The sequence below is a fragment of the Sandaracinobacteroides sp. A072 genome (genome assembly GCF_052616365.1).
Genome location: NZ_JBQXGU010000001.1, coordinates 1,128,451 through 1,144,640, shown reverse-complemented (window position 1 = coordinate 1,144,640; position 16,190 = coordinate 1,128,451). Strand labels below are relative to the sequence as shown.

Annotated in this window: 18 protein-coding genes; 6 read left to right on the top strand and 12 right to left on the bottom strand. The window is 64.3% G+C overall.

What is annotated here, in order from left to right:
• The first annotated feature begins 153 nt into the window (after positions 1-153).
• Positions 154-633 (top strand): bacterioferritin, encoded by a 480-nt coding sequence (gene bfr, locus ACUJ46_RS05620; RefSeq protein WP_445389435.1) that lies wholly within the window; start codon positions 154-156, stop codon positions 631-633.
• A gap of 27 nt (positions 634-660) precedes the next feature.
• Here bfr and ACUJ46_RS05615 read toward each other — a convergent pair whose 3' ends face one another.
• The 6 genes from ACUJ46_RS05615 to ACUJ46_RS05590 all read right to left on the bottom strand — a co-directional run bounded on the left by ACUJ46_RS05615 (position 661) and on the right by ACUJ46_RS05590 (position 5,153).
• On the bottom strand, positions 661-933 hold the full coding sequence (locus ACUJ46_RS05615) for an HPr family phosphocarrier protein (protein WP_445389434.1): 273 nt from the start codon (positions 931-933) through the stop codon (positions 661-663).
• Positions 930-1,334: a PTS sugar transporter subunit IIA gene (locus tag ACUJ46_RS05610; RefSeq protein WP_445389433.1), complete on the bottom strand. Its 405-nt coding sequence runs from the start codon at positions 1,332-1,334 to the stop codon at positions 930-932. Before ACUJ46_RS05610 ends, ACUJ46_RS05615 begins: the two co-directional genes overlap by 4 nt.
• Entirely contained in the window at positions 1,331-2,344 is a 1,014-nt protein-coding gene (gene rapZ / locus ACUJ46_RS05605) for an RNase adapter RapZ (RefSeq protein ID WP_445389432.1), read from the bottom strand. The genes ACUJ46_RS05610 and rapZ overlap by 4 nt, the downstream gene beginning before the upstream one ends.
• A complete protein-coding gene (locus ACUJ46_RS05600; protein WP_445389431.1) occupies positions 2,337-2,774 on the bottom strand; it encodes an HPr kinase/phosphorylase in 438 nt (145 codons plus the stop codon). Before ACUJ46_RS05600 ends, rapZ begins: the two co-directional genes overlap by 8 nt.
• Positions 2,774-4,372 (bottom strand): HAMP domain-containing sensor histidine kinase, encoded by a 1,599-nt coding sequence (locus ACUJ46_RS05595; protein WP_445389430.1) that lies wholly within the window; start codon positions 4,370-4,372, stop codon positions 2,774-2,776. The genes ACUJ46_RS05600 and ACUJ46_RS05595 overlap by 1 nt, the downstream gene beginning before the upstream one ends.
• Positions 4,373-4,445: 73 nt before the next feature.
• On the bottom strand, positions 4,446-5,153 hold the full coding sequence (locus tag ACUJ46_RS05590) for a response regulator transcription factor (protein ID WP_445389429.1): 708 nt from the start codon (positions 5,151-5,153) through the stop codon (positions 4,446-4,448).
• Positions 5,154-5,394: 241 nt separating this feature from the next.
• Here ACUJ46_RS05590 and ACUJ46_RS05585 point away from each other — a divergent pair, with 241 nt between their 5' ends.
• The 4 genes from ACUJ46_RS05585 to ACUJ46_RS05570 all read left to right on the top strand — a co-directional run bounded on the left by ACUJ46_RS05585 (position 5,395) and on the right by ACUJ46_RS05570 (position 9,343).
• The gene (locus ACUJ46_RS05585) at positions 5,395-6,990 is read left to right on the top strand and encodes a phosphoenolpyruvate carboxykinase (protein ID WP_445389428.1); all 1,596 of its coding nucleotides are present in this window, start codon (positions 5,395-5,397) and stop codon (positions 6,988-6,990) included.
• Between the two features lie 137 nt (positions 6,991-7,127).
• On the top strand, positions 7,128-7,682 hold the full coding sequence (locus ACUJ46_RS05580) for a J domain-containing protein (RefSeq protein ID WP_445389427.1): 555 nt from the start codon (positions 7,128-7,130) through the stop codon (positions 7,680-7,682).
• Positions 7,683-7,693: 11 nt separating this feature from the next.
• Positions 7,694-8,674 (top strand): sodium-dependent bicarbonate transport family permease, encoded by a 981-nt coding sequence (locus ACUJ46_RS05575; protein WP_445389426.1) that lies wholly within the window; start codon positions 7,694-7,696, stop codon positions 8,672-8,674.
• 24 nt (positions 8,675-8,698) lie between these two features.
• Complete coding sequence (locus ACUJ46_RS05570; RefSeq protein ID WP_445389425.1) at positions 8,699-9,343, top strand: carbonic anhydrase; 645 nt, start codon at positions 8,699-8,701, stop codon at positions 9,341-9,343.
• A gap of 34 nt (positions 9,344-9,377) precedes the next feature.
• On the opposite strand, the gene ACUJ46_RS05565 is transcribed toward ACUJ46_RS05570, so the two are convergent.
• The 6 genes from ACUJ46_RS05565 to ACUJ46_RS05540 all read right to left on the bottom strand — a co-directional run bounded on the left by ACUJ46_RS05565 (position 9,378) and on the right by ACUJ46_RS05540 (position 15,579).
• Positions 9,378-9,896 (bottom strand): GNAT family N-acetyltransferase, encoded by a 519-nt coding sequence (locus tag ACUJ46_RS05565; protein WP_445389424.1) that lies wholly within the window; start codon positions 9,894-9,896, stop codon positions 9,378-9,380.
• Positions 9,874-11,244 carry a dihydrolipoyl dehydrogenase gene (lpdA, locus tag ACUJ46_RS05560; protein ID WP_445389423.1) on the bottom strand — a complete coding sequence of 457 codons (1,371 nt, stop codon included), beginning with the start codon at positions 11,242-11,244 and terminating at the stop codon, positions 9,874-9,876. The genes ACUJ46_RS05565 and lpdA overlap by 23 nt, the downstream gene beginning before the upstream one ends.
• 58 nt (positions 11,245-11,302) lie before the next feature.
• Positions 11,303-12,616, bottom strand: coding sequence for a pyruvate dehydrogenase complex dihydrolipoamide acetyltransferase (locus ACUJ46_RS05555; protein ID WP_445389422.1), 1,314 nt, complete (start codon positions 12,614-12,616; stop codon positions 11,303-11,305).
• Positions 12,617-12,624: 8 nt separating this feature from the next.
• A complete protein-coding gene (locus ACUJ46_RS05550; RefSeq protein WP_445389421.1) occupies positions 12,625-14,010 on the bottom strand; it encodes a pyruvate dehydrogenase complex E1 component subunit beta in 1,386 nt (461 codons plus the stop codon).
• A complete protein-coding gene (pdhA, locus tag ACUJ46_RS05545) occupies positions 14,010-15,002 on the bottom strand; it encodes a pyruvate dehydrogenase (acetyl-transferring) E1 component subunit alpha (RefSeq protein ID WP_445389546.1) in 993 nt (330 codons plus the stop codon). The genes ACUJ46_RS05550 and pdhA overlap by 1 nt, the downstream gene beginning before the upstream one ends.
• A gap of 256 nt (positions 15,003-15,258) precedes the next feature.
• Positions 15,259-15,579, bottom strand: coding sequence for an FtsB family cell division protein (locus tag ACUJ46_RS05540; RefSeq protein WP_445389420.1), 321 nt, complete (start codon positions 15,577-15,579; stop codon positions 15,259-15,261).
• Positions 15,580-15,854: 275 nt separating this feature from the next.
• Between ACUJ46_RS05540 and ACUJ46_RS05535 the strand changes: the two genes are divergently transcribed.
• Positions 15,855-16,133, top strand: coding sequence for a hypothetical protein (locus ACUJ46_RS05535; RefSeq protein ID WP_445389419.1), 279 nt, complete (start codon positions 15,855-15,857; stop codon positions 16,131-16,133).
• The last annotated feature ends 57 nt before the right edge of the window (positions 16,134-16,190 follow it).

Below are 16,190 nucleotides of genomic sequence, written 5' to 3'. Positions count from 1 at the left end.
CTAGAGCATTTGCCGGGCGAGGCAAGGCTCGCCGCCCTGCCCTGCAATGCAAATGCTATTCAAAGCCGTTTGCAAATAAATATCTGAAATTATTTGACATTTATCAAAGACAGTCCTAGTTTCCCGGAAACTCCAGACAGAATGAGGGCTGCCATGAAGGGCGACAGGAAGGTCATCGAGTATCTGAACGCGGTTCTGAAGGGCGAGCTGACCGCCATCAACCAGTATTTCCTGCATTACCGGATGCTGGCCGACTGGGGCGTGAAGAAGCTGGCTGCGCACGAACATCACGAATCGATCGACGAGATGAAGCACGCCGACCAGCTGATCGAGCGCATCCTGTTCCTTGACGGCCTGCCCAATCTGCAGTCGCTCAACCCGCTGCGCATCGGCGAGAATGTGCCGGAAATCCTCCAGGCCGATCTGGAGCTGGAAATCGAGGCCATCGCCCTGCTGAAGGAAGCCATTCCCCACTGCGAATCTGTGCGGGATTATGTCAGCCGCGATCTCCTGCTTTCCATCCTTTCAGCCGAGGAAGAGCATGTGGACTTCATCGAGACGCAGCAGAAGATGATCGCAGACCAGGGCCTGCAGAATTATCTGCAACTGCAGAGCGAGGCGGCTGGCGGCTGAACAGGCTGCTGAACCGGCAGGGCGGGGTCAGTCCTCGCCGAATTTCCGGGCCACCAGCTCCACAAGGGCCGCCAGAGCCTCTTCGGCCTGCGGCCCTTCCGCCCGGACATCGATGCTGTCGCCATTGGCGGCCGCCAGCATCATCAAGCCCATGATCGACGTGCCAAGCACGTCCGACCCGTCCTTCGAGACAGTGACGGTCGCATCATACTGGCTGGCCAGCGTGACGAACTTTGCGCTGGCCCGCGCATGCAGCCCGCGCTTGTTGCGTATGGGCAGCGTGACCGGGCCGGCGCTCAAGCCGCCTCACCCAGAAGCCGGCTGGCGACCGAGATATATTTCCGCCCCGCTTCCTGCGCGATGTCCACGGCTTCGCCGACACTCTTCACCTTGCGCACGCTGGCGAGCTTGATGAGCATGGGCAGGTTCACCCCGGCGATCACTTCCAGGTTGGGCCGGCCCAGAAGCGAGATGGCAAGGTTCGAAGGCGTGCCGCCGAACATGTCGGTCAGCAGGATCACGCCGGCGCCCTTGTCCACTTCGGCGGCGGCGCTGGCGATTTCGGCCCGCTTCACCTCCATGTCGTCATTGGCTTCGATGCAGACCGAAAGGCACTGCGCCTGCGGGCCGACGACATGCTCCATCGCCGCGACGAATTCCTGCGCGAGGCGGCCATGCGTCACCAGAACCAAGCCGATCATTCCAAACCCTTCTCCATTTCCGGCACGGGTGCGTCGTCCTGCGGGCCATTGGCGCGATCACGGTGAACCACCATGTTCGGCCAGCCGGCCCCGGCGAGAGCCTCGCCCATCGCCTCGGCGGTGGCAACCGATCTGTGCCGCCCGCCGGTGCAGCCGAACGCCACCATCAGATAGGCCCGGCCTTCCCGCGCATAGCCGGGCATCAGCCGGGTTAGAAGCCCAAGAATGGCGTCGAAGGCCGGCCTGTGGGCCGGGTCGCTCTCGACATGGGCGCGGACGGCCGGATCAAGGCCCGTGAGCGGCCGAAGCGCGGGCACCCAGTGCGGGTTCTTCAGGAAGCGCATGTCGAAAACGAGGTCGGCATCGCGCGGAATGCCGCGGGCGTAGCCGAAGCTCATCAGCGTCAGCGTGAAGCCCCTGCCGCCTGGCCTTGCAAAGCGGGTCTGGATGGCGCGGCGCAGGTCGTTGCTGCTGAAATCGGTGGTGTCGATCACCACGTCGGCTTCGCGGCGCAGGCCCTCCAGAAGCTCGCGTTCCAGCGCGATGCCGTCGCTCACGGGACGGTCGGCAGCCAGCGGATGGCGGCGGCGCGTTTCCGAAAAGCGCTTGATGAGCGCATGGCCGGCGCAGTCGAGATAGAGCAGCCTTATGGGGCGATCCGGCGTTGCGTGGCCGCGAATGGCGCCCTGCACAAGCTCGGTGGAAAAGGCCCGCGTGCGTACGTCGATGCCGATCGCAAGCCGGTGCCCGCCCGATGCTGTCAGCAAGGTGGGCAGAAGGTAGAGCGGCAGGTTGTCGACGGCTTCATAGCCCTGGTCTTCCAGGGCTTTCAGGGCCGTCGACTTGCCCGCACCGGAAAGCCCGGTGACGATCAGGACATGCGCGCCCAGTTCATCGGTGGCATCGGCCTGCGCGCCGTCAACGGGGTGATCGGCAGGGGGGTGATCGGCAGGGGAGTGATCGGCAGGCGGGCTGGCCCGCGCGCTGGCCTTTGGGGATTCGCTAGTCATGGCCCATGGCTAGCCCATTTCGGGCTGCAAGGGCCACAGCCAGTTCCACGCGGATGGCGGCCGATGCATCAAAGGGGCGCAAGGCAAGAAGCGGCAGCGCCACGCCGTTCACGTCGCGCGTTACCGGATCGGGCAGGCGCTCTGGCTCCATGCCCAGATCGATGAGAAGGCATGCCGGCACATGGTCGAGGAACGGCATGCGCACGAGGCCGATGCCGCGCACCTCGATCAGCCCGGCTATGGTGGGCGGCGGCGAAAGCCGCAATCTGCCGCCTTCAGCCGTGGCGATCACCCTGTCATCCGAAACCAGAACGCCGCCGCGATCGATGAGCCGCAGGGCAAGGTCCGACTTGCCGGCGCCCGGCCGGCCCGTCAGCAGCACCCCCCTGCCCCCGATGGCGACCGCCGTTGCATGCAGCGTGCCCGACATCAGAGCGGCGGAAGCGTCACGACAAAGGCCGCGCCCGGCCTGCCGTCCGCCCTGTCCTCGACCCGGATGGCGCCATCAAGCGCCTCCGTGATGGCGCGCGCTATGGAGAGGCCGAGCCCGCTGTGCTGGCCATAATCCTCATGGCCGGGGCGCTCGGAATAGAAGCGGTCGAAGATGGAATCCCGCACTTCGGGCGGCACGCCCGGCCCTTCATCCTCCACCCGCAGTTCGATCGCTTCCGGCAGGCTGTGGACCATGACTGACAGAACCCCGCCCTCGGGCGAAAAGCTGAGGGCATTGTCCAGCAGGTTGTTCACCACCTGCGCAAGGCGGTCAGGGTCCGCCGCCACCATCGCCACGCCGGGCGGCGGCACGCGCACATCGATCCGCACGCCGCCCCGCAGCGGGCCGGCGGCCGTCTGTGCAGCGACAATTCCGGATACCAGCCGCCCCAGATCGACCGGCTGGAGCCGCGTGCGCGACAGCTCGGCATCCACGCGCGAAGCGGCCGAAATGTCGGTGATTAGCCGGTCTATGCGGCGCACATCCTCGTCGATCAGGCCGAAGAGCTGGGCGCGGGCGGCCTCGTCCCTCACGCTGCCAAGCGCTTCCACCGCGCTCCGCAGGCTTGCCAGCGGGTTCTTCAGCTCATGGGCGACATCGGCCGCGAACGCCTCGGTGGCATCGATGCGGTGGCGCAGGGTCGTGGTCATGTCGGCAAGCGCGCGGGCAAGGCCGCCGATCTCGTCGCGCCTGTGGGGCAGGCGCGGCACGACGACATGCCTGTCCCGCCCGAGCCGGACCCTGTGCGCGGCCAGCGCCAGCTGACGCAACGGAATCACCACGGTGCGGGCCAGATAGAGGCTGAACAATAGTGTGAGGCCAAGCACGAAGAGAAAGACGAGGAATGTCGCCATGCGCTCGCGCCGCACGAGGTCGATGACATCGGGCGTATCGACGGCCAGAAGCACGACAGGATGCGGCACGGTATCGCCTGCCATGACCGGCACGGCCGCGTGCAGCACCACCAGCCGGTCGCGGTTCTGGCGCGCCTGCATGACCGGGCGGCCCTCGCGTGCGGCGGTCTCCACTTCCGGCCAGTCGCTACGGTTGCCCGCGCCCGGCTCATCCAGCAGAGGAAATTCCTTCTGGCCGGTCAGGAAATCGACCACGCGGTCTATCAGGATCGCGCTTTCCCGGCGGAAGCCCTCGGTCGTCGGGTCGACAAGCTCGAACCGCGTGACGGCGGGGTTGTCCCAGTTGTCGGCGCGCTCGTTCCCATCGGCATCGTAAAGACGGATGCGCGTGCCACGCGCGCTGGATATGCCGAGGATCACATCGTCCCCGGAATCGATGCCCTGAGCTTGCAGGAACTGGGCGATGATCTCGCCCTGCCCCATCAGTTCCTGCCCGCGTGTTTCCAGCATGCGGGCGCGGAAGCTCTCGATGTAGAAAAGCGCACCTGCGAGCGCCAGCAGGGCCACGAGATTGACGACAAGGATGCGCGTTACCAGCGAGGACCAGCCGGAGAAACGCGGCGTGCCCCGCCTGCCCCGCGCCATCGACGTCCCATGGCCATGCGCAGCAGCGACTGTCACGCCCCGATCCTCAAAACTACGGTCCTCAAGCCACCATCCTCAAGCCCCGGTTCTCACGGCCTGCCCTCACGGCCTAATCCTCCTGGTCGAACCTGTAGCCGACACCATAGAGGGTTTCGATCGCCTTGAAATCCGGATCGACCGACCGGAACTTCTTTCGCAGCCGCTTGATGTGGCTGTCGATGGTGCGGTCATCGACATAATTGTCGTGGGCATAGGCCACGTCCATCAGCTGGTCGCGTGATTTCACGAAACCCGGCCGCTGGGCGAGCGCATCGAGGATGAGGAATTCCGTGACCGTCAGCGCCACATCGCGCCCGCCCCAGCGCACGCGGTGGCGGGCCGGGTCCATCTCCAGCTTGCCGCGCACGATGGGTTCCGCCTGGGCCAGGCTTTCCCCTGCCCCATTGCGGCGGTTGGCGGTGCGCCGCAGCACTGCGCGGATCCGCTCGATCAGCAGGCGCTGGCTGAAGGGCTTGCCGATGTAATCGTCGGCGCCCATCGCAAGGCCGAGGGCTTCGTCGATCTCCGTGTCCTTGGATGTCAGGAAGATGACCGGCAGGTCGGATTTCTCGCGCAGGCGGCGAAGCATTTCCATGCCGTCCATGCGCGGCATCTTGATGTCCACGACGGCAAGGTCGGGCGGATTCTCCAGAAGCGCCTTCAGCCCCGCCGCGCCATCGGCATAGACGCGCGTCGTGAAGCCTTCGGCCTGAAGCGCGAGGCTCACCGAGGTGAGAATGTTCCTGTCGTCATCGACGAGGGCGATTGTGTTGCTCATGTCGGTTGCTTGGTCATCCCGGCACATGTTGCGGATCGGGTGGCGGCCCATGGCTCATGCGTTGCCCGTATAGCTGCTAACGCCGCATGTACCAAAGCTTCATGTTTACCACGCTTCACATGTGGCCCTTCGTCCGTTACTGAGCGGCTGACTTTGATTGGCGGCGGATGCTCCGTATTCGCCGCGCGAAAGCCGTGGGCGCGCAAAAACCGGCCCGGCGGACTTTGTGAAGGGAGTGAACGTGGCGACTTCAGGACGCATCGGGCTCGAGGCCCAGGGCATTAAGACCAAAGCCAGTGTCAACTGGAACCTCGGCACCGCGCCGCTCATCGAGATGGCCGTCCAGCGCGGCGAGGGCCTGCTGTCGAAAGATGGCGCCTTTGTCGTGGAAACGGGCAGGCACACCGGCCGTTCCGCCAACGACAAGTTCACCGTGAAGGACGCCGAAACCGAGTCGACCGTCTGGTGGGGCAAGTCCAACAAGCCGATGGACCCGGCCCACTTCGCTGCCCTCAAGGAAGATTTCCTGAAGGCCGTGGCCGAGAAGGAAACGCTTTTCGCCCAGGATCTGTTCGGCGGCTCGCAGGCCGAGAACCGGGTGAACGTGCGCGTCATCACCGAATTCGCCTGGCACTCCCTCTTCATCCGCACCCTGCTGGTCCGCCCGACGGCTGCCGAGCTTGAAGCGTTCACGCCCGAATACACCATCATCGACCTGCCCAGCTTCAAGGCCGATCCGGCCCGCCATGGCTGCCGCTCGGAAACGGTGGTCGCTGTCAACTTCACTGAAAAGCTGATCCTCATCGGCGGCACCGCCTATGCCGGCGAGATGAAGAAGTCGGTCTTCGGCATCCTCAACTATCTGCTGCCCACCAAGGGCGTGATGCCGATGCACTGCTCGGCCAACATCGGTCCCGCCGGCGATACCGCCGTCTTCTTCGGCCTTTCGGGCACCGGCAAGACGACCCTTTCGGCAGACGCCAGCCGCACGCTGATCGGCGACGACGAGCATGGCTGGTCGGATACCGCCGTCTTCAACTTCGAAGGTGGCTGCTACGCCAAGATGATCCGTCTCTCGCCCACGGCGGAACCGGAAATCTTCGCCACCACCAAGCGCTTCGGCACGGTGCTTGAAAATGTCGTGATCGACCCCGCCACCCGCGAAATCGACCTGGACGACAACAGCCTCGCCGAGAACAGCCGCGGTTCCTATCCGATCGACTTCATTCCGAATGCGTCCAAGGACAATCTCGGCCCGGTTCCGCGCAACATCATTATGCTGACGGCGGACGCCTTCGGCATCCTGCCGCCGATTGCCAAGCTCACGCCCGACCAGGCGATGTATCACTTCCTGTCCGGCTACACGGCCCGTGTCGCCGGCACGGAAATCGGTGTGACCGAGCCAGACGCCACCTTCTCCACCTGCTTCGGCGCGCCCTTCATGCCGCGCCATCCCTCCGTCTACGGCAACCTCCTCAAGGAGCGGATCGCCAAGGGCGGCGTGGACTGCTGGCTGGTGAACACCGGCTGGACCGGCGGCCAGTATGGCGTCGGCGAACGCATGCCGATCAAGGTGACACGCGCCCTGCTGAACGCGGCACTCGACGGCAGCCTGAAGGCCGCCGACTTCCGCCGTGACCCCTATTTCGGCTTCATGGTGCCCGTGAGCGTGCCCGGCGTGGATGCGAAGATCCTCGACCCGCGCGCGACCTGGCCCGATCCGGCCGCCTATGACGAAAAGGCAAAGGCGCTGGTGAAGATGTTCGTTGAGAACTTCGCCCAGTTCGAAGCCCATGTCGAAAAGGGCGTGCTCGACGCAGCCCCCAAGGCGGCCTGATCAGCCGGCCTCATACTCACAAGCGGATGCAGGCAAGGGGCGCGGCGGCACATGTCGTCGCGCCCTTCCGCTTTTCAGGCCGGATTGGCAGCCCGGGGGGCTGACATCGCGGCCGTGGCCTGCCACGGACAGAGGGCATGAAACGAAGCCGTCGCAGCAACGACTGGGGCTTCCCGCGCTGGAGGCCCTATGAAGGCGCCGGGCGAACGCCCGAGGCGCAGCGCCTGTGCGACCGTCATGGCTGCACACTGCCCGGCACCTGCCCGGCGCCCAAAGCCCCCAACAAGCCGGACCGCTGGTGGTTCTGCGAAGCCCATGCCGCAGAATACAACAAGGGCTGGAATTATTTCGATGCGCTGAGCGCGGAAGAAGCCGCCGCCCAGGAAGAGCAGGAGCGCCAGGGCGCCCGTGCCTATGAACGTGCCCGCCACTGGGAATGGGGCCAGGGGGATGGCCGCCGGAGTCGCGCCGAACTCGACGCGCTGCGCCTTCTCGACCTGCCGCCGGATGCCGATGAAGCCGCCATCAAGGCTGCTCATCGCCGCATGGCCAAGGAAAACCACCCGGATCTCAATCCCGGCAATGCGGATGCGGCAAAACGCTTCCAGGCCGTTCAGGCCGCCTATGAGATCTTGAAATCGGCGGCAGAGAAGCGAGCAGAAACGCTTGCCAAGGCTGGTCGCGCCTCCTAGCGCCGACCCTCGTGAACGACATAGTTTCAACCCTCGCTTCGCCGGTCATCCTTTTCTTCGTGCTCGGGGCCATCGCTTCCTTTGCACGGTCGGACCTTTCGATTCCCGAAAGCATTTCCAAGGGCATGTCGCTCTACCTGATGGCCGCGATCGGCCTGAAGGGCGGGATCGAGGTCGCCGAGGCCGGTTTTGATCCCGGCATGCTGGCGACAGGCCTTGCCGGCCTGCTACTCAGCTTTGCCTTGCCATTCCTCGCCTTCCAGCTCCTGCGCTTCATCGGCCGTCTCGACAGCATGAACGCCGGCGCGGTTGCAGCCCATTATGGCTCCGTCTCGGTCGTGACCTTCGTAACCGGCATTGCCGTTCTGGAATCACAGGGCGCGCCGGCTGCGGGCTGGATGGTGGCCGTGCTTGCCCTGATGGAAACGCCCGCCATCATCGCCGGCCTGCTGCTGGCGCGTGGCTCCCTCGGCAACCTTGGCAGCACGCGGAACGCCGAAGGCTTCGGCGAGCACAGCGTCTGGCGGGAAGTGCTGCTGAACGGTCCCGTCGTCCTTCTGGTCGGCTCCTTTCTCATTGGCGTCATCGCCGGGAAGGATGCCTATCAGCCGGTCTCCGTCTTCTTCACCGACATGTTCCGGGGCGTGCTCTGCCTGTTCCTGCTCGACATGGGCCTGCTTGCCGCCCGCCGCCTGCGCGAAGCCCGCAGCCTCACCGTGCCGCTCGCGCTTCTGGCAATCCTCATTCCCTTGCTGAACGCAGCCATCGGGCTTGCCGCCAGCGCGCTCCTCGGAATTTCAGGCGGAACGGCCGCCGCCTTCACCATCCTTTGCGCTTCGGCAAGCTATATCGCGGTGCCCGCAGCCATGCGCCTTGCCCTGCCCAGGGCCGATGCCGGGCTCTACATCGGCATGTCGCTCGCCATCTCCTTCCCCTTCAACATCATCCTGGGTATTCCATTGTACGCTTGGTCGGTGCAGATGCTCCCCTGACGTTCACGAATCCCAGGATGATCGATGCCAGAATTCAAGGCCCTTCTCGATGGCTACCGCCGCTTCCGTCTCGGCGATTACCGCGATCAGCGCGAACGCTATGACAGGCTGGCCCAGGGGCAGGATCCGAAGGTGATGGTCATCGCCTGCTCGGACAGCCGTGTGGACCCGACCCGCGTGTTCGATGCCGGCCCCGGGGAAATGTTCGTGTTGCGCAATATTGCAAACCTGGTTCCGCCTTTCAGCGCAATTTCCGGACAGTCCAGCGTTGCCGCTGCAGTTGAATATGCAGTCAGCGGTCTCGAAGTTCACCATATCGTTGTCTTCGGCCATGGCCGTTGCGGCGGCATTGCAGCCGCCCTCGCCGGAGATTTCGACAATCCCGTCGCCGGCAAGCATGTGCATGCATGGATGGAATTCATTGCGCCCGCGCGCGATTCCGTGAAGGCGGCCTGCGCCCTTTCGCCTGACATCGACGCCCAGCGCACGCTCGAACAGGCCAGTGTGCGCCTGAGCATCGACAATCTGCGCACCTACCCCTTCGTTGCCGCAGCCGAAAAGGCCGGCAAGCTGAAGCTGCACGGTACGATCTTCGACATCGCCGAAGGGGCGCTCAAGATCCTCGACCCCAAGACGGGACAATTCCAGGCCTTGCCGCTCGACCTCTGAGAACCCGAGCCGGAAACGCTGCCGTGGCGCGGGCTCAGTCGAGCCCGCGCTGCATCAGCACGACATCGAGCCAGCGGCCGAACTTCAGCCCCACCTTTTCCATGGTTCCGACATGGTGGAATCCGAAGGCGCGATGCAGCCCGATGGAGGCATGATTCTCGCTGTCGCCAATCACGGCGATCATCTGCCTGTAACCGGCACGGCGTGATGCATCGAGAAGCGCCGCCATCAGCTGCCGGCCGATGCCCTGCCCTTCCTGCCCCGAAGCCACATAGATGCTGGTTTCGCCGCAATGGGCATAGGCGGCCCTGTCCCGGAACTGCCCGGCATAGGCAAAGCCCAGCGTCTCATGGCCCCGTTCCGCCACCAGCCATGGCCAGCCCCGGGCAAGGCATTTTTCCATGCGGGCGGCCATTTCCACGCTATCGGGCGCCTCCGTCTCGAAAGTGCCGGTGCCCGATTCCACATGCACACGATAGATTGCGGCACAGGCGGCCGCATCATCAAGCGTGGCTGGCCGCAGACGGACTTCAGATATGGATGGCGCGGCCATAGGCAGCCAGCACGCTTTCATGCATCGCTTCGGAAATGGTCGGGTGCGGGAAGATGGTCGCCATCAGTTCGGCCTCCGTCGCCTCGCACTGGCGGGCGATGACATAGCCCTGGATCATTTCTGTCACTTCCGCCCCGACAAGATGCGCGCCCAGAAGTTCGCCGGTCTTCGCGTCGAACACGGTCTTCACCAGCCCCTCCGGCTCGCCGAGGGCAATCGCCTTGCCATTGCCGATGAACGGAAAGCGGCCCACCTTCACACTGTGCCCGGCAGCCTTTGCGCCTTCCTCCGTCAGGCCGACGGAGGCCACCTGCGGCCGGCTGTAGGTGCAGCCGGGAATGTTGGACTTGTCCATCGGGTGGGCATGCGCTTCGCCCGCGATCTTTTCGGCAGCGACGACGCCTTCATGGCTCGCCTTGTGGGCAAGCCATGGCGGACCAGTGACGTCACCGATTGCCCACAGGCCGGGCACGCTGGTGCGGCCCCATTCATCGGTCTGGATATGGCCGCGCTCCGTCTTCACGCCCAGCGCCTCAAGGCCAAGCCCCTCGGTGTTGGGCGCGATGCCGATCGCCACGATCACATGGCTGAAGCGGGCCGCCTCGCCGCTGATGGTTGCTGTCACGCCATCGGCATCCACCGCCAGCTTCTCGACGCTCGCCCCTTTGCGGATCGTCATGCCCTGCTTCGACAGCGCCTTTTCCATGAAGGCGGAAATCTCTGCATCCTCGACAGGCAGTATGCGATCCTGCATTTCGACGATCGTGACCCTGGCGCCCATATCACTGTAGAAGCTGGCGAATTCTACGCCGATGGCGCCCGATCCGATGACCAGCAGATCGCTTGGCATGGCCGGCGGCACCATGGCGTGGCGATAGGTCCAGACCCGCTCGCCATCGGCCTTCAGATGCGGCAGTTCCCGCGCGCGCGCGCCTGTCGCCACGATGACATTGCCGGCTTCGAGCGTTCGATCCCCCACCTTCACCCTGGTGGCTGCAGTAAGGGTCGCCTCCCCTTCCAGCACGGTGATGCCATTCTTCTTCATCAGGCCCTTCACGCCCGAATTGAGCTGCCCGGCCACCTTGCGCGAACGCTCGGTCACTTTGGCAAGATCGAAACCGGCCTTCTCGACCGAAAGGCCATAGGATGCCGCCGTGTCGAGATAATGCTTGATTTCAGCCGAACGCAGCAGCGCCTTGGTCGGGATACAGCCCCAGTTGAGGCAGATGCCGCCAAGACGTTCGCGCTCCACGATGGCGACCTTCTGCCCAAGCTGGGCCGCCCGGATGGCAGAGACATAGCCACCCGGCCCTGACCCGATGACGACGAGATCGAAACGGTCGGACATCATTATCTCCACTGCGCCCAAGGGGCGCGTCAAAACCCGAATGCATCAGCCGGCAGGTTCAGGCCAGCATTCCCAGCGGGTTTTCCACCAGTTGCTTGAAGGCCTGCATCAGCTCCGCCCCGACAGCGCCGTCGATGGCGCGATGATCGAAGCTGCCGGTTGCGGACATCACGGTTGCAACCACCAGATCATCCCCCGACACCCAGGGCCGTTTTTCGCCGGCGCCGACAGCCATGATCATCCCCTCGGGCGGGTTGATCACCGCGCTGAACTGGCGGATGCCATACATGCCAAGGTTCGACAGGCTCGCGGTTCCGCCCTGATATTCGGAAGGCTTGAGCTTGCCGTCGCGGGCGCGCGCGGCCAGATCCTTCATGTCGGCTGCAATGTCCGAAAGCCGCTTGCCGGCGGCATCGCGGATCACGGGGGTGATGAGCCCGCCCGGAATGGCGACAGCCACCGAGACGTCGGCACGGCTGAACTTCTTCAGATGGTCGCCAGCGAAGCTGACATTGGCATCCGGCACCTGGATCAGCGCCAGGCCCAGCGCCTTCACCAGCAGGTCGTTCACGCTCAGCTTCACGCCGCGCGGCGCCAGTGCATCATTCAGTTCGGCCCGCAGCTTCAGCAGCGCATCGAGGCTGACATCCAGCGCCAGATAATAGTGCGGAACCGTCTGCTTCGATTCGGTGAGCCGGCGCGCGATGGTCTTGCGCATGCTCGACAGCTTGACCGCTTCGTGCGGCACATCCGTTTCGGGCGTGGCTGCCTTTGGCATTGCCGCTTCGGCAGCGGGCTTCGCAGCCCCGGCAGGCTTTGCGCCCGCACTGGCTGCCGCCAGCACATCCGCCTTCACGATGCGGCCACGCGGGCCGCTGCCATCGAGGGCGGAGAGATCGACACCTTCCTGCTGCGCGATCCGCCGGGCAAGCGGGCTGGCAATGATGCGTTCCCCGGCCTTCCTTGGTGGCGGCGGGGTGGCGGCAAGCGAAGAACGGCCCGCGCCCGCATCTGCTTCTGTCCTGTCCGCCTTGGGCGCGGGTGCCGGGGGGGCGGCGTCTGGAGCGGCGGCATCTGGAGCGACGGCATCTGTGGCGGCATCGAGTGCAGTGGCAGGGGCGTTTTCATCCCCCTCGCCTTCCAGCTGGGCGATCACGGCGTTGACGGCCACATTCTCGGTGCCGGCTTCCACCAGCAAGGCGCGCACCACGCCCTCGTCCACGGCTTCCACCTCCATGGTCGCCTTGTCGGTTTCGATCTCGGCGATCACGTCGCCGGGCCTGACGGTATCGCCCACCTTGATGTGCCAGGCGGCGAGTGTCCCCGATTCCATCGTCGGAGACAGGGCGGGCATGGTGATGTCTATGGCCATGATGCTCCTCAGATGATCGACTTGACCGCGGCAACCACGTCGGCAGCCTTCAGCAACGCCGCCTTTTCGAGATTATTGGCGTAAGGCAGCGGCACATCGGCATTGGTGACGCGAAGGACAGGGGCATCCAGATCGTCAAAGCCCTTTTCCATGGCGATCGCCATCACTTCCGCCGAAATGCTGCAAACCGGCCAGCCCTCTTCCACGACGACCATGCGGTTGGTCTTCTTCAGGCTTTCGAGAATGGCGGCCTCGTCCAGCGGGCGCAGCGTGCGCAGGTCGAGCACTTCGCAGGAAATGCCGTCTTCGGCGAGGCTCTTTGCCGCCTCGAGCGCAACGCCCACCCCGATGGAGTAGGACACCAGCGTGACATCGCTGCCCTCGCGGTGGATGCGCGCCTTGCCGATGGGAACCACTTGATCGCCTTCGGGCACCTCGAAGCTCTGGCCGTAGAGCAGTTCATTCTCGAGGCAGACGACAGGGTCCGGCGAGCGGATGGCGGATTTGAGCAGCCCCTTGGCATCGGCGGCGTCATAGGGCGCGACGACCAGCAGGCCGGGCACGCTGGCATACCAGGCAGCGAAATTCTGGCTGTGCTGCGCGGCGACCCGCGATGCCGCGCCATTGGGGCCGCGGAAAACCACCGGGCAACGCATCTGCCCGCCAGACATGTAGTTGGTCTTGGCTGCGGAATTGATGATGTGGTCGATCGCCTGCATGGCGAAGTTGAAGGTCATGAACTCGACGATGGGGCGAAGCCCGCCCATGGCGGCGCCGACGCCAAGGCCGGCAAAGCCATATTCGGTAATGGGCGTATCCACCACGCGCTTGTCGCCGAACTCGTCGAGCAGGCCCTGCGTCACCTTGTAGGCGCCCTGATACTGGGCAACCTCCTCGCCCATCACGAACACGCGCTCGTCGGCGCGCATTTCCTCGGCCATGGCGTCGCGAAGGGCTTCGCGCACGGTCTGCTTGCGGGTCTGTCCGGACGAGACTTCTTCCCCGGCGTTGTCGGACGCCTTCTTTTCGCTGGCGCTGGCGGGCGCCTTCTTCGGCGTTTCCGCGTCCGGCTTCGCGGCCGGCCCGGGCTTCTTTGCCGCTGCGGGCTTTTCGCCGGAAGCCGATGACGATTTGACGGTGGACGGGGCCTCTTCCTCGCCATCGACGGCCAGAACGGCAATCACCGTTCCCACCTTCACACCCTCGGCGCCGGCTTCCACTTCGAGCGAGACGACCTTCCCGCCCTCATCGGCTTCCAGTTCCATGGTTGCCTTGTCGGTTTCGATCTCGGCGATCACCTGGCCGGGTTTCACCACGTCTCCGGGCTTCACCAGCCAACTGGCGAGCGTGCCCTCTTCCATGGTGGGCGACATGGCAGGCAGTTTCACATCCATCAGTAAGTCCCCACCAGAACATCGGTATGAAGCTCGGCCAGATCAGGCTCGGGCGCCTGTTCGGCAAAATCGGCCGCCTCCGCGACAGCCGCCTTCACCTCGCGCTCGACGGCCCTGAACCAGTCCTCGTCGGCGAAGCCCAGTTCAAGCATCTCCTTCTTCGCCATCTCGATCGGATCGCGCTTTTCGCGCACTTCCTGCACTTCCTCGCGCGAGCGATACTTGGCCGGATCGCTCATGGAATGGCCGCGATAGCGATAGGTCTTCATTTCCAGAAGGATCGGGCCCTTGCCCGAACGCACCCAGTCAAGGGCGACGGTGGCGGCACCACGGACGGCCAGCACATCCATGCCATCGACCTGCATGCCCTCGATGCGGAAGCTCTCGCCACGGCGGAAGAGCTGGTCCTCGGCAGAGGCGCGGTTGACCGACGTGCCCATGGCATATTGGTTGTTCTCGATCACGAAGATGACAGGCAGCTTCCACAGCTCGGCCATGTTGAAGGCCTCATAGACCTGGCCCTGGTTGGCGGCGCCGTCGCCGAAATAGGTGAGCGCCACCCCGCCGTCATTCCGGTACTTGTGGGCAAAGGCCAGGCCCGCGCCGATGGGAACCTGTGCGCCGACGATTCCGTGGCCGCCATAAAAGCCCTGATCGACCGAGAACATGTGCATCGAGCCGCCCTTGCCGCGGCTGATCCCGGCTTCGCGGCCGGTAAGTTCGGCCATGATGACCTTGGGATCGATATGGCAGGCAAGCATGTGGCCATGATCGCGGTAGCCGGTGACAACACTGTCCCTGCCCGGCGTGATGGCGGCCTGCAGGCCCGTCACCACCGCTTCCTGCCCGATATAAAGATGGCAGAAACCGCCGATGAGACCCATGCCGTAAAGCTGGCCCGCCTTTTCCTCGAAGCGGCGGATCAGGAGCATCATCCGGTAATAGTCGCGATACTCCTGTTCGGAAGGCTTGTGCCTCTGAACCTCCGGCAATGTGTCGAACCGGCCTTTTTCAGCTCCGGTGCGCGCAACCGCGGCACGGCCTGTACCCTTCGCCAAGTCGCATCCCCTCTTCCAGAACCGGCCCCTATCGGGACCGGAAAACATCTGCCCTTTCGGGCCGGATTCCACATTGCCCCGAAGTGCCGCCACACTTCAACACCAGCCCCGAACAGAAGTGCGCATGCCCTGAACCGGGGCAGGCGACGGACGGCCCCTGCCTGACGGCATCGCCTTCAATCGATCAGGATCAACGCGCCGGCGGCTCGAGCGGCACGATCACTTCATCCGGACGAACGACTCCAAGGTGCCGGCGCACCAGTTCGTCGGCATAATCCGGATCGACACCGCGCGGATCGAGCAGATCGATGTCATGCTCGATCGCCTGCTTGCGGCTGGCCAGAACCGCATGGCGCGCCTCAAGCTCGGAACGCTCCTTGCGGATATCGTCGAGCGCCAGAAGGCCGGTGGGCCCGAAAAGCGCGTGGGTGCCGAAATAGAGCATGATCATGAGACAAAGCGCCGGCAAGGCCGCACGCTTGAGAAGATCGGTCAGGGGCAAGCGCTTCATGCCTTTCAGAATCACGCCTCGCGGGCGTCCGTCAAGCGGAACCGCACAACAAGGCGATTCCGGCCTTGCCGAAGGCACACGCCGCCCAGCGGCCAGCTGGTGGCGAGAGGCCGAAAACCTCACGCAAGACATGAACTGTTGCATTAAGGCCATAAAATGTGAAAAATCCTTAAATCAGGAATTTCCAGTCTTTAACGGCCATTCATCATACGCTAGCAGAGAATCACGGGCGTAAAAAACAATATGGGTCGCCCGGCAAGACGGAGAAGAACGCCATGAAGAGCCGACTTCTGAAAACAGGTGCAACCATCCTTCTCGCCACGGTTGCTATTCCGGCCACCGCAAGCGGGTTCGAAGGCCATGCCATCCCCGTCACCGCAGAAGCCCGGGCAGCGGAAGGCAAGACCGTCCAAAACGGCACCATCCTTTCCGACGCCCAAATCCAGAGCGGCAGGGAAATGCCGCCACTGCCGAATGCCGGCACACTGGCGACTTTGATCGCCGGGTTCGGTATGATCGGCTTCGCAACGCGCAGACGATCGGTCGCCGTCTGAGCCAATAAAAAATATGTAAATATCCATCCAACCAAGAAAAAAAATGGGGTCCGGCGT